Below are 13,173 nucleotides of genomic sequence, written 5' to 3' on the forward strand. Positions count from 1 at the left end.
ATCTTGTTTGATAATATATTATTATCAATAGAACCGCTTCCCATAACTTATAGGCTTGATTTTATCATAGCTCAGTTGTCTTTAAATCTAGGTAAACCAGCCCTATTGTAGACTGGTTTGTCTACAAACTCTCATAGACATTACTAGATTTTGGACATGTTTACGATGGGCGTGTATAGTTGAGACAGTTTTAAACCCGCTTACTAAAGACTATTAATTTTTAATAATTATGATATTCATAAGTCTTTATAATAGTGGTATTGCATTTTTTGCTTATCATTATTTCAAATGTTAACTACAGGAATATATTATGTCAGACCGTTATGGTGATTTTGTTCAGTCTTCTATTGGTAAAAAAGTCGCAAAAAATTTAGGCTTACCATTGCCAGTAAATCTTGATCGCTTTGAAAGTGGTGAGCGTTTGGTGCGCGGCAGTGTGCTCGTCGGCTCAGCTGGTGGCGATGATACGCGCGTTAGTGAGTCAGTCGCTCGTATTTTGTCAGAGTTACACGCTGAAGTGTTTGTGAATAGCAGTGATGGTATCAAGGATGCTATTGCAGACGCGGGGATTGAAGCAAAAGCCAATACCGGTAGTGACGATAAATTTAAAGTATTGCTGTTTGATGCCAGTAACATCAGTAACGCGAATGAGCTTAAACAGGTTTATGAGTTTTTTCATTCAGTAGCACGCCGGGTAGAGACCTCAGGTCGAGTGATCATTATTGGTCGTCCTCCTGAAGCGACTACAGATATCGAGGCCGCATTGGCCCAACGTGCCCTCGAAGGTTTTATAAAATCGGTAGGTAAAGAGTTTAAACGTGGTATCACTGCGCAACTCATTTATGTCGCTGAAGACGCTGAGCAAAACCTTGATTCGACATTACGCTTTTTCACCTCAGCGCGTTCCTCTTACGTCTCAGGACAAGTGGTACGTGTCGCTAAAGGCACTGCCGTTGAGGTAGATTGGAGCCAGTCGCTGGGTGGCAAAACCATGTTGGTTACTGGCGCCAGTCGCGGTATTGGTGAAGCGATTGCCCGAGTACTGGCTCGCGAAGGCGCGCATGTGATCTGTCTAGATGTGCCGCAGCAACAAGCTGACTTACAGAAAGTGGCCAGTGAAATTAGTGGTTCAGCCTTGATGGTCGATATCACTAGTGAGGATGCGGGTGTAGAAATTGCGGATGCTGCTGAAAAACGCGGTGGTCTAGATGCCGTTATCCATAATGCTGGTGTGACGCGCGACAAGACGCTTGCTAATATGGATGAGAAAAAGTGGGATATGGTTATTGATATTAACCTTGGTAGTATAGCTAAGCTCAACCACTATTTACTCGATAACGATGTCCTAAAAGACGACGCGCGTATTATTTGTGTCTCGTCAATTTCAGGCATCGCTGGTAACTTGGGTCAGACCAACTATGCGACCTCTAAAGCCGGAGTCATTGGACTGGTTGATGCCACTGCGAAATTGTTGGAAGACAATGCCAAAGGCATGACCATCAACGCCGTTGCGCCAGGCTTTATTGAAACTCAAATGACTGAAGCCATTCCGTTTGGTATTCGTGAAGCCGGTCGTCGTATGAACTCAATGAGTCAAGGTGGATTGCCGGTAGATGTGGCTGAAACGATTGCATGGTTTGCTTCGCCTGCTTCTGGTGGTCTGAATGGCAATACCATTCGGGTTTGTGGTCAAAGCTTGCTTGGCGCATAACCTCAGTTTATAAGATAGGCCCTCAGCAAATAACTGATTTCATTGATTGTTTCTAATTTAATTCACATATGCTTACGAAATAATTGCTGAGAAATGGTAATAAAGCTGCCCGAGGGTGGCTTTTTTATGATAAAAACACAGACTTAACACGCTAAATTTGCGGTTCACACATTTATATTCAGCTGTTTTCTTACTCGTTTAGACAGTTAGTTGAACTTATGGTTTCATCTATTGTGTAAAGACAAGACTGTAAAATAAGCCATTCAGTGGCCTCACGGATGCGCTAACAAAATTTGTTAAAGCCCACTTAGGATTGATTTATGTCAGACAAACATTATGATGCGTTACCAAAAGCGCATACCACCTACGCCAATATTATCAAAAGCTTATTGCCTATTGGCGATAACGCTAAAGTCGGTAAAGATGCGTTGCCGCAAGCAACCTACTATGTGGACGATCTGCACATTGATCAGGCTAATCTCAAAGACTACCGTAAGATCTGTGGTTTTGCCGATAATAGTAAAGTCCCTATCACTTATTTCTCAGTGCTGTCACAAGCGCTACAGATGAACATGATGGTCAAAGAGCCGTTTCCTTTTGCAATGTTAGGTATGGTGCACGTTGACAATAGTGTGACTCAGTATCGTCGTATTGGTGAGCGTGAGACGGTCACCATGTCTGTGGCATTCGATAATTTACGTGATCACAATCAAGGTCAGCAATTTGATTTTGTCACGATTATTAAGTCTGGTGACGAGATCATTTGGCAAGGCACATCAACTTATTTGTCACGTAGCAAAAAGCCTGATAGCAGTGCAAGTGGTAAAAGTGCCCCACGTCCAGTTACCGTGAAGCCGATAGTAGACGAAGCGGGGGTGCATAACATCTTTGAAGTGCCAGAAGATATAGGTCGCCGTTATGCTTTTATTTCTGGTGATTTTAATCTCATTCATTTACATCCTTTATCAGCGCGTGCCTTTGGGTTTCCTAAAGCCATTGCTCATGGTATGTGGTCAAAGGCCAAATGTTTGGCGATGATGGGCGAGTTACCTGACGCTTGTACAGTCGAAGTATCATTCAAGCTACCCATCCTTTTACCATCAGAAGTAGAGTTAATCGCTGAACCAGTAGCGACACTTGACAGCGTAGAGAATACTTGTCATTTCGGCTTATATAGCGCGAAAAATGATAAGCCTCATCTTGCCGGACATATTAAATTGCTTGCTGAAGACCAGTAACCTTGCCAGTAACCTTGATAGATGAGCAATAGCTGTCTACCTTTACTTAACCGCTATATTTAACTAATAAATTTATGACTATGACTTCACATGAAAATGCTATAAGCCTTCAAATTTCCACCAGCACATCTGGCTCTAATAGCTCATCAGCTCAAGCGTCCACTACTGAACAAGTAGCCGCTAACGACATCGTTGCTAATACTAGTAGTGATGCTAATAATATTGATAACGGTATCAATCTTGCCACCGTTCTTCAGCCTTATTTTCGTCCTGATGAACAAACTATCGTCTGCGGTGCGCTTAATAGTGATAGAGTCATTGCGTTAGCGAATGCTGGGGTTGAAGTGGTGCTCAACTTGCAACCTGATGATGAATTATGCTTCGACGAGGCAGCAGCTGTTGAGCAAGCGGGCATGTATTACCAACACCTGCCAATATGCGGTGTAGAAGATTTAAAACAGCTAAATATCCTAGCGTTTGATAGAATTCTACGCCAGTATCACGGCAAAAAAATAGCGATGCATTGTCAGTCAGGTAACCGAGTAGGAGCAGCAATGACCTTACGTGCAGGCTGGTTACGTGGTCGTAAAGTAGAAACAGCAATGGAACGTGGATACAGTCACGGTCTGACCAGTCTTGAGCAAGAGGTGCATAATCGCTTATTAGTACCACGTTAAGTGGGCAGGTATATAGCGGTTATGTTGAACAATAACAACCCAGTAATTTAACAATATCAGGCGACCAGTAGGTGGCCTTTTTTAATGTTAGTAGAGGCCAATCTTAAGCGCTTATTTTAAAATTTTTAGTACTTTACTCAACATTGGTGTTTAAGATTATCCTTAAAACAATAATAAAAAAGAGACAGTCATGACCAATCACAATAGCAGTAGTTCTGACCAAGATGGTCATAAAGATGATTATAAAGATGATTATAAAGATGATCATAAAGATAGTAATAGTATCAATCCCAAACTTCAGCAATGCCTGCAGCAGCTGTTAGCCGACTTGCAGCTTGACGATGCCCCCGCCGGTGGTTCACTGGTGGTTTATCAAGCTGGAAAGTGTATCGCACGGGCATCTATTGGCATGGCACAGGCAGAGTTGCCATGGCAGCCTGATACCTTGTCACTGAACTTCTCTACTGGCAAAGGAGTGCTGGCAACGTTAGTACATGTTTTGGTCACTCAGCAATTATTAGACTATGATCTGCCAATAGCGAGCTATTGGCCAGCATTTGCTGCTAACGGCAAAGCCGATATCACGCTACGTGGAGTGATGTCGCATCAAGCTGGTTTGTTTGCGATCACCACTATTGATGCTGATAACGAGACGCTAGTTTATTGGGATAAGATGGTTGCTAAGGTTGCTGCCATGCCGACCGCTCAAGCACATAATAGTGGCTCGTATGTCAGTGCTTATAGCGCCTTGGTCTATGGTTGGGTATTAGGCGGTTTAATAGAGCAAGTCACGGATATGTCGTTGGCCTCAGCGTTACGTCATTATTTAACTGAGCCGTTAGGCATTGCCGATAGCTGCTATTTTGGTGTGCCTATTAATAAAGTACAACAGCTTGCCAAGCCAGTTAAAAACTTTTCAGTTAAGAAAATTGAGACGTCGGAGCAAGACCGCCCACAGCTGCATGGCAAACGTCATAAACCTGTGCTAAAAGCGGACTCTGCACAAACACTAGATACTTATGCCAAGCTGCCCAGTTACCATTGCTGGCAACAACTGGCCACCGACCAAAAGTTAACCCCAGAAAATACTCGGCTGTCCGCTACCCAAATCAATCGCTTATATTTTGATCACAGCAAGCTCAATCTAAATAATTATAAAGCGGCGCTAATACCTACTAGCAAACAACCTATTGATTATTACAGTGCCGAGGCATTACAGGCGGTCATTCCAGCCGTTAATGGTGTTGCTTCAGCACAGGCACTCGCCACTATTTATGCCATGTTGGCAAACGGCGGCGAGTGGCAAGGACAGACCCTTATTGATACAGCAACATTTGCCCAACTTTCTACCGTACAGGGGTCCGGTATGGATGCGGTTATGCCGACGAATATGGAGTGGCGTCTGGGCTACCATCGTCTACTACAACTTTGTGCAGAACGTACACAAGACGAAGCGACCAAAGTCAGTGACCGAGGTTTTGGTCATATGGGCTACAACGGCTCAGTAGCATGGTGCGATCCTGCACAGCAACTGTCATTTGCCTTTGTGCATAATTTTGATGTGACCATGCTCAATGATATCCGTCAGTTTGCTTTGACCGAAGCACTGCTAGCTTTGATTGATGTTTAATTTTCTCACTTTAAAATTGCTACAGGGTCAACCTAAGTGATAACAATATATCGCTTAGGTCGTTAATAGAGGTACTGCTGCTTATCCATCTTATGGTGGATTGACTATTAGCAATCGCATTACTTGCGCGGCTTGTTTATGGTCATTTGTAATAGCCTTGGCGCACTCAAGCCATGAATAAAGATAGAAGCTAAAATTACAATTGAGCACACCACCCATAATTTAATGGCATCCTCTTCGGCGAAAAATCCCTGATTGAGTGCGTATGATAAGTAGTATAGGGTACCAATGCCACGGATACCCAGAGCAGATATAGCATATTTTTCTGTAGGGGGCATTTTTAGCCCTGACAACGCGATCATCCCACCAATCGGACGTATTAATAGTAAGAATGTAAAACTAACAATATATACCCGCCATGTTAGCTCGACCCCCGATTGTAAACCTTGACCAATGAACATACCAAAAGTCACCAACACTAATGACATCAGTAATCCCTCTGACTGTTCGGCGAAGTCGTGCAACTTATGGTGATAAGTGTGTTCACGCTCTAAACGACGAAACACAAAAGCGGCGATAAAAACTGCAATAAAGCCATAACTGTGTACATATTCGGCCAGTCCATAGGCCAGCAAGGTCAGTGCAATCACCACATAACCTTGAGAAATAGTGGTCTCTTTCAGATGTTTTGAGAATACGACTTTTGCCAGTACTTTACCGACCAACACGCCAACGACCAAGCCCGCGCCAATTTTCCATAGTACATCATGGGTAAACCACGACCATAACATCTCACCAGTAAAGCGTTGCCCTTGATCATAGGCTTCGGCTATCTTTATGGCGAGATAAACAAAGGGAAAGGCTAAACCATCATTCAGTCCTGCCTCTGAAGTTAAAGTAAAGCGCGGCGTATCCTCACCGCCAGTATTAGGTGGTCCAACTTGAATACTAGAGGCTAGTACGGGATCTGTGGGTGCCAGTACCGCCCCGAGTAAAATCGCTGCGCCCATGCTGAGCCCAAACGCGTAGTAGCCCAAAAATGCCATCGCGAAGATACCAATCGGCATAGTAATAAGCAATAAACGTACGGTAGGACGCCATAACTGCCAAGTGAGGGGCGTGTCAATCTTGATACCGGCACCAACTAAGGAGACTAGCACCACAATTTCAGTGAGCTTTTCAATAATTAAGCCATTATCTATGGGATCTAAAAATGACAATGTCGTCCACCAGTAACCCGTCATCATCCCAAAACTAACCTGTAACATAGGCAAGGAGATAGGCGCGCGCTTAAACATAATAGGGAATAATGCCCCAAATAAGAAGGCGACCCCGCACACCAATAAGAATAAGTTATAGCTCTCGATCATAAGGTTTACGCACACGGGTATGTTAATTTGAATAGCGAAAAAACGCCTAAAATGGGCAATTAATAACAGCTACCAGAACGCAAGGCCAAGCCAGTTAAATACCGTTAAATATAGATAATAAAGAATATAAGTTATAAAAAATATTTATCATGACGGTAAAAGCTGGCGAGTTCCGCAAAAAATCGTTATCAGAATGGCTACTACGTTGTTTTTTGGTGAAAAAAAAGCCAGCGCTAGGCTGACTTAGGATAAATTTAGAATATAGGCATCAAAAAAATACCGTGTCATTGTCTGTCTTTAAGTGATCGCTAGTCTAATATGAGCTCAGCATTTAAATCCTAGCGCTCGACTTGGCTCACATCACGTACCGCGCCAGTATCAGCACTGGTAGTCATAGCGGCATAGGCACGTAGCGCAGGAGATACATGACGCTGGCGATGGGTAGGCTTCCAGGCGTCACGGCCACGACTCTCCATTTCTTCGCGGCGCGCGGCTATGTCAGCATCACTAACTTGCATGTTAATGGTACGGTTGGGAATATCAATGTGAATGATATCGCCTTCGTGAACCAGACCGATAGCGCCACCTTCAGCCGCTTCAGGGCTAGAATGACCAATGGATAGGCCTGAGGTACCACCAGAGAAACGACCATCAGTGAATAGCGCGCAGGCTTTACCGAGGCCTTTAGCCTTCAGGTAAGTAGTCGGGTAGAGCATTTCTTGCATACCGGGACCGCCTTTGGGGCCTTCATAGCGGATAAGAACCACGTCACCGGCCACGATACTATTGGCTAGCACGGCGGTTACCGCGTCATCTTGGGACTCAAATATACGCGCGCGTCCAGTAAAGACTAAGATACTGTCATCGACCCCAGCAGTTTTGACCACGCAGCCACGCTCGGCAATATTACCATAGAGGACTGCTAGGCCACCATCTTCGGAATAAGCATGCTCGGCACTACGAATACAACCTGACTCACGGTTAACATCGAGGTTCGACCATTCTTTTGATTGGGAGAAGGCCTCGGTGGTACGTACGCCGCCTGGTGCTGCGATATATCTTGCGCGCGCCTCAAGATTGTCAGGATTCATAATATCCCACTTATCAATGGCGGCTTTTAACGTTGGACTATGGACAGTTGGCAAACCAGTATTGAGCAAGCCGATCCGGTCAAGCTCGGCTAGCAGCGCAAAGACACCGCCAGCGCGATGCACATCTTCCATATGATATTTTTGCGAGGCTGGGGCAACCTTAGCCAGACAAGGTACATTGCGACTTAAACGGTCAATATCAGGCATTTTAAAGTCGACTTCTGCTTCATTAGCAGCGGCCAGTAGGTGCAAAATAGTATTGGTCGAGCCGCCCATGGTGATATCTAAGGTCATGGCATTTTCAAAGGCCGCTTTAGTAGCGATTGAGCGCGGTAGGACTGAATCATCATCTTGCTCATAGCGACGTTTGGCCAGGGACACAATAGTACGTCCCGCTTCTAAGAACAGCTCGCGACGTAGTGAGTGAGTCGCAAGCAGCGAGCCATTACCCGGTAATGCCAGTCCTAATGCCTCGGTCAAGCAGTTCATAGAGTTGGCAGTAAACATACCAGAGCACGAACCGCAAGTGGGACAGGCTGAGACTTCGATAGCGGCGACATCTTCATCACTGATACTTTCATCTGCCGCATCCATCATCGCATCAACAAGGTCAAGCTTACGAATGGTACTGCCACCATCTTCACTATTATGACTTTTTCCGACCGTACTGGCTAGAATTTTGCCCGCTTCCATTGGGCCGCCTGAGATAAAGATGGTGGGAATATTAAGACGCATGGCGGCCATTAACATACCGGGGGTGATTTTATCGCAGTTAGAGATACAAACTAGGGCATCCGCGCAATGGGCATTGACCATATATTCCACAGAGTCAGCAATCAAGTCACGGCTGGGCAAAGAGTACAGCATACCGCTATGTCCCATGGCAATACCGTCATCGACCGCAATGGTATTAAACTCTTTGGCGACGCCGCCTGCGCTTTCAATCTCGCGCGCGACCAGTTGTCCTAAGTCTTTAAGATGGACATGACCGGGCACAAACTGAGTGAATGAGTTAGCAATGGCAATAATAGGTTTGCCAAAGTCGCCATCAGTCATGCCGGTGGCGCGCCACAGTGCTCGTGCACCTGCCATGTTACGACCGCCAGTAGAAGTTTTTGAGAGATAGTCCATATGATATTCCTTACAAGTAGTCGGGGTGTATTCAGGTATGAGTCCCCAACTAGGACGTTGATAATGTATTTTTTATAGATAGGGGGCACTATTAGAAAGTCGGTATTAAAAAACTATTTTTAATAAATAACCAGATGTTATGAAGAAGTCACGATACCATACCATTAGATATCAGTAACTAAAACCAATCCGTGGACAATCGTAAAGAAACTGGGACTCAAACGTTACTCGAGGCGTTCTAAGATAGCCGACTCAAACCAGGGTAGCTCTGCTTTATCTGCCTCTAGCTTGGCGATAACGATTAGGGCGTGAGTCGCTGGCAGATACTGATAATCAGCGCTGGCATCAATAGTGTGTAGCTGTTCTTGGTCTTCATTGTGCTCATCAATACTAATTAGTGGCTGTTTGTCGTTTTTATACAGCACATCCACCCGACCAAAAAATTGCCAGTCTTTAAAGGCTGTGGTAAGGGCTTCATCTGCACTTTGGGTATATAGCTGCTGAGTACTTTTGCCGGTATTGGTCCAACGTAGCCGCACGGCCAATTGCAATGCTTCGCTAAACACCACTAACGAGCCGACAACTTTTACATGCCAAGGGCTTGCTAACAAGTCGCCTGTAATACCAATCAATTTGGCAGCAGCATCAGCAGTCATAGAGGTGTTAAATTGCATAAGTAAAGCAGGTGTCAATGGGTGCGCCTGTTTGACACTGTCATCCAAACTATCATAATGATATAAAAACAACATCGGTAACTCTTGGGTCACGGTCTTTTTACTAATTTTACAATTATGAATACGCCAGCTGACCGCAGTATCTGTTAACGATTGTGCCAAAATAATAGCGTTGGGATCGATAGTTTTGCTAATATTTTCGTCGGCCGCAGGCTCTCGCGATTCACTACTAGAGGTAGCCGCCGCCTCTATAATATTAGGTGGTTCTACATAAGTGTCAGTATGATTTGATAATTGAGTGGGCAAGGCAGTCGATTCCATAAACTTAAAGTTAATAAAACGTGTGATTAATATAACATTTAAACCACGTTACTCGCCAATAAATTAGCATGCTTAAGTTACAAGCATTATTATTGATACGGTATTTATTATTTGTACTACTTTTATGATAGCTTTTCACATAGTTAATCCAATTCAAAAATGGCATAGTGCCACAAGTGACTTTACCTTATACGGAATCGACTGTATCAACTTAACCGCAACTTGTACTGTAAGGATATTTCGTCCACTATATTGTAGACACCGTCATTAACAGCGATAACTGTCAAATGCTATTACCTAATAGCCAAGTTATCAAAAAACTAAGCTATCAAAAAACTAAGCTATCAAAAAACTAAGTTATCAAAAAACCAAGTTGTCAAAAAACCAAGGAAGAAATAATGAGTCAAGCCAATCAACAAACTACTTATGATGATAACAACATTTTTGCCAAAATGTTAAAGGGTGAGATTCCTTATCATAAGGTATATGAAGACGATAAAACCCTCGCCTTTATGGATATCATGCCACAAGCAGCAGGCCATGTATTGGTAATACCTAAGCAAAAAGCGGTTGATTTAGGTGAGCTTGAGCCTGAGTACGCCGCGGCGGTATTAATGACGGCCAAAAAAATCATGCAAGCGCAGCGCCAAGTATTTGAGCGTGAAGGCATTATTCAGATGCAGTTTAATGGGGCGCAGGCTGGACAAACCGTTTTTCATTATCACGTGCATCTTATTCCTGCTAGCGTTCATGAGCTTGGTATGCATGCGGCAAAAATGGCCGATCAAGAACAGCTTGCTGAGACGGCCAAGCAACTCGCTGCTGTAATTTCTATTTAAGTGACTCATTATATGAGTGGTATTCAATAGATTCACCCATTTAAAGTTCAGTCTCTCTTAACAATATAAAAAGGCAACTAACAAGTTGCCTTTTTTATTGCTTGGTAATAGTGATGTAACACGTGTTAAAAAAATGTTACAAAACAGTGGTAGTCCTGGGGTTTATACCATGTGTGTGGTAAACCTTACAGGCATTTTACTATTTGCTACTAACTGGCGGCCCTAACCTTTAATCACTACTATTATTAGATTCTGATTGTAAGTGTTATTAGATTCTGGTTGTAAGCATTAGGTTTTGTGCTGTCAAAAGATATTTTCATTTTATTTGGAGTGGCCCCTTGCTAGGGATCGCTTTAAGGACAACCGCTTTTGTAAGATTCTTAAGAGACCCTTTTTATGAACAATAAATTACCTCGATCTACTATTCTACTGCCGGTTTTTGTACCGGCAGCGGTCATTATGTTGTTATTAGTGATCGGCACTGCTGTTAACCCTGAAGCTGCTGGTGAGCTATTCAGTACTGTACTGAATTTTACCACCAATACTTTTGGTTGGTTTTATATGCTGGCCGTAGCATTATTTCTGATGTTTATTATTGCCTTGGCATTTTCGCCTTATGGCAGTATTAAGCTAGGTCCAGATCACGCTGAGGCTGAGTACAAGTTCCTCGAGTGGTTTGCTATGTTGTTTTCGGCAGGTTACGGGATTGCCTTGCTGTTCTTTGGGGTAGCAGAGCCAGTAATGCACTTTGCTAGTCCGCCGCTCTCTGACCCACAGACTATTGAGGCTGCCAAAGAAGCAATGCAAATTGCTTATTTTCATTGGGGCTTTCATATTTGGGCCATTTACGGGGTAGTCGGATTATCACTAGCCTATTTTGCTTTTCGTCATGGTTTGCCGTTGTCGATACGCTCGACGCTGTATCCATTAATCGGTGATAAAATCTATGGCCCTATTGGTCATACCGTTGATGTGTTTGCGATTGTGGGTACCATGTTTGGTATTGCTACCAGCTTGGGTCTATCAGTATCACAAATCAACGCGGGCTTGAATTATCTATTACCGGATCTAATTCCAGTTAATACCACGGTTCAGGTCATCGCTATTACCTTAATTACGGCAGCGGCACTGGTATCGGTGCTAGCAGGGATGGATAAGGGCGTGAAGCGCTTATCTATTTTGAACATGGTACTGGCTACCGCGTTGATGGTTTTTGTATTCATCGTCGGTCCGACCATATTTATTCTCAATGCCTTTATGGAAAATACGGGTAGCTATTTGGGCAATATAGTTGAGCGTACTTTTAGCCTGCAAGCTTATGAAAGCAGCAACTGGATGGGCAGTTGGACCTTGTTTATCTTTGCATGGACGATTGCCTGGGCACCATTTGTTGGTCTGTTTATTGCCAAAATTAGCCGTGGCCGCACCATCCGTGAGTTTGTGTTTGGCGTAATGCTAGTACCGACCTTCTTTACCTTCTTTTGGTTTGCAGTTTTCGGTGATACCGCGCTACATATGATCATGGTAGATGGGTACACCTCACTAATTGGTGATGTACAAGATAACCAAGCGATTGCCTTATTCAAGTTATTAGAAAACTTACCTTTTACTGAGTTTGTTTCTTCATTAACTATTTTATTAATTATCACCTTTTTTGTGACCTCATCGGATTCAGGCTCATTGGTTATTGATTCGTTAGCAGCCGGTGGCCGCAGCGACACGCCATGGTGGCAGCGATCGTTTTGGGTCATAACTGAGGGGGCGGTAGCATCCGTGTTACTACTGGCCGGTGGCTTAACAGCGCTACAAACAGCCGCTATTGTCAGCGCTTTACCCTTTGCAATTATTATATTGATCTCGATGTTTGGTATGTGGCGTGCGCTACGTATTGAAGGACATCGTAATCAAAGTCTCGGTAATGACAATAGAATACCACCGCATCTACTCAAACCCTCAGCATGGCGCGAGCGTATTGACTATATGACTGATAAGCCGACTCGTGACAAAGTTTTGGCCTATATCAAAGGGGTGGTTATGCCCTCAATGGTAGAAGTGTCAGAAAAATTTGTAGAAACCGGCTGGACGACTCATGTTAATTATGATGCGGTCAATGATCGTGCGGTACTGGAATTACAACGTGGTGATGATGTTGAGTTTTGGTATGAAGTGCGCTTGTCTGAGCATGATGTACCGGACTACTATACTGAAGACATGGCCAGTGGATTGCCACAAGAGCATCATCATCGCGCTGAAGTTTATCTGCGCCGTGGTGGTCAAACCTATGACCTATATGGCTATGAGTCTGAATCAGTGATCAATGACATTATCGATCAGTTTGAGAAGTACTTGCACTTCCTAGACGTCTCACCTGATAGCTTGCCGTGGCGTATGCAGCAGCACGACGATGACATTACCTTAGAGCAGGGCAGTGTGTTTGATAAGTAGCTGTTGTTATAAATATTTATTTTGATAAGTGATTAACGCTAATTGC

At 43.9% G+C, this 13,173-nt stretch carries 9 protein-coding genes; 6 read left to right on the forward strand and 3 right to left on the reverse strand.

Annotated features, from left to right (window positions below):
- The first annotated feature begins 310 nt into the window (after positions 1–310).
- The 4 genes from RCH20_RS06455 to RCH20_RS06470 all read left to right on the forward strand — a co-directional run bounded on the left by RCH20_RS06455 (position 311) and on the right by RCH20_RS06470 (position 5,256).
- Positions 311–1,711, forward strand: a complete 1,401-nt coding sequence (locus RCH20_RS06455; protein ID WP_327192992.1) for a 3-oxoacyl-ACP reductase — start codon at positions 311–313, stop codon at positions 1,709–1,711.
- 320 nt (positions 1,712–2,031) lie between these two features.
- Positions 2,032–2,949, forward strand: a complete 918-nt coding sequence (locus RCH20_RS06460; RefSeq protein ID WP_327192993.1) for a MaoC family dehydratase — start codon at positions 2,032–2,034, stop codon at positions 2,947–2,949.
- Positions 2,950–3,023: 74 nt separating this feature from the next.
- Positions 3,024–3,626, forward strand: a complete 603-nt coding sequence (locus tag RCH20_RS06465; protein WP_327192994.1) for a beta-lactamase hydrolase domain-containing protein — start codon at positions 3,024–3,026, stop codon at positions 3,624–3,626.
- Positions 3,627–3,816: 190 nt separating this feature from the next.
- Positions 3,817–5,256 carry a serine hydrolase domain-containing protein gene (locus RCH20_RS06470; RefSeq protein ID WP_327192995.1) on the forward strand — a complete coding sequence of 480 codons (1,440 nt, stop codon included), beginning with the start codon at positions 3,817–3,819 and terminating at the stop codon, positions 5,254–5,256.
- Positions 5,257–5,375: 119 nt separating this feature from the next.
- Here RCH20_RS06470 and RCH20_RS06475 read toward each other — a convergent pair whose 3' ends face one another.
- The 3 genes from RCH20_RS06475 to RCH20_RS06485 all read right to left on the reverse strand — a co-directional run bounded on the left by RCH20_RS06475 (position 5,376) and on the right by RCH20_RS06485 (position 9,828).
- Complete coding sequence (locus RCH20_RS06475; RefSeq protein ID WP_327192996.1) at positions 5,376–6,626, reverse strand: cation:proton antiporter; 1,251 nt, start codon at positions 6,624–6,626, stop codon at positions 5,376–5,378.
- 338 nt (positions 6,627–6,964) lie between these two features.
- A complete protein-coding gene (gene ilvD / locus RCH20_RS06480; protein ID WP_327192997.1) occupies positions 6,965–8,848 on the reverse strand; it encodes a dihydroxy-acid dehydratase in 1,884 nt (627 codons plus the stop codon).
- Between the two features lie 224 nt (positions 8,849–9,072).
- Positions 9,073–9,828: a hypothetical protein gene (locus RCH20_RS06485; RefSeq protein ID WP_327192998.1), complete on the reverse strand. Its 756-nt coding sequence runs from the start codon at positions 9,826–9,828 to the stop codon at positions 9,073–9,075.
- A 413-nt stretch (positions 9,829–10,241) separates the two neighbouring features.
- On the opposite strand from RCH20_RS06485, the gene RCH20_RS06490 reads away from it, so the two are divergent.
- The gene (locus tag RCH20_RS06490) at positions 10,242–10,682 is read left to right on the forward strand and encodes an HIT family protein (protein ID WP_209957840.1); all 441 of its coding nucleotides are present in this window, start codon (positions 10,242–10,244) and stop codon (positions 10,680–10,682) included.
- 396 nt (positions 10,683–11,078) lie between these two features.
- Complete coding sequence (locus tag RCH20_RS06495) at positions 11,079–13,127, forward strand: BCCT family transporter (RefSeq protein ID WP_209957838.1); 2,049 nt, start codon at positions 11,079–11,081, stop codon at positions 13,125–13,127.
- Positions 13,128–13,173 lie beyond the last annotated feature (46 nt).

It is taken from the genome of Psychrobacter sp. PL15 (assembly GCF_035984995.1).
In the GTDB taxonomy this organism is placed as follows: Bacteria; Pseudomonadota; Gammaproteobacteria; order Pseudomonadales; family Moraxellaceae; genus Psychrobacter.

Bases quoted from the DNA above. Each gene is read 5' to 3' on its own strand.
- RCH20_RS06455 (WP_327192992.1), top strand. From the start codon at position 311: ATGTCAGACCGTTATGGTGATTTTGTTCAGTCTTCTATTGGTAAAAAA.
- RCH20_RS06460 (WP_327192993.1), top strand. From the start codon at position 2,032: ATGTCAGACAAACATTATGATGCGTTACCAAAAGCGCATACCACCTAC.
- RCH20_RS06465 (WP_327192994.1), top strand. From the start codon at position 3,024: ATGACTATGACTTCACATGAAAATGCTATAAGCCTTCAAATTTCCACC.
- RCH20_RS06470 (WP_327192995.1), top strand. From the start codon at position 3,817: ATGACCAATCACAATAGCAGTAGTTCTGACCAAGATGGTCATAAAGAT.
- RCH20_RS06475 (WP_327192996.1), bottom strand. From the start codon at position 6,626: ATGATCGAGAGCTATAACTTATTCTTATTGGTGTGCGGGGTCGCCTTC.
- ilvD (WP_327192997.1), bottom strand. From the start codon at position 8,848: ATGGACTATCTCTCAAAAACTTCTACTGGCGGTCGTAACATGGCAGGT.
- RCH20_RS06490 (WP_209957840.1), top strand. From the start codon at position 10,242: ATGAGTCAAGCCAATCAACAAACTACTTATGATGATAACAACATTTTT.
- RCH20_RS06495 (WP_209957838.1), top strand. From the start codon at position 11,079: ATGAACAATAAATTACCTCGATCTACTATTCTACTGCCGGTTTTTGTA.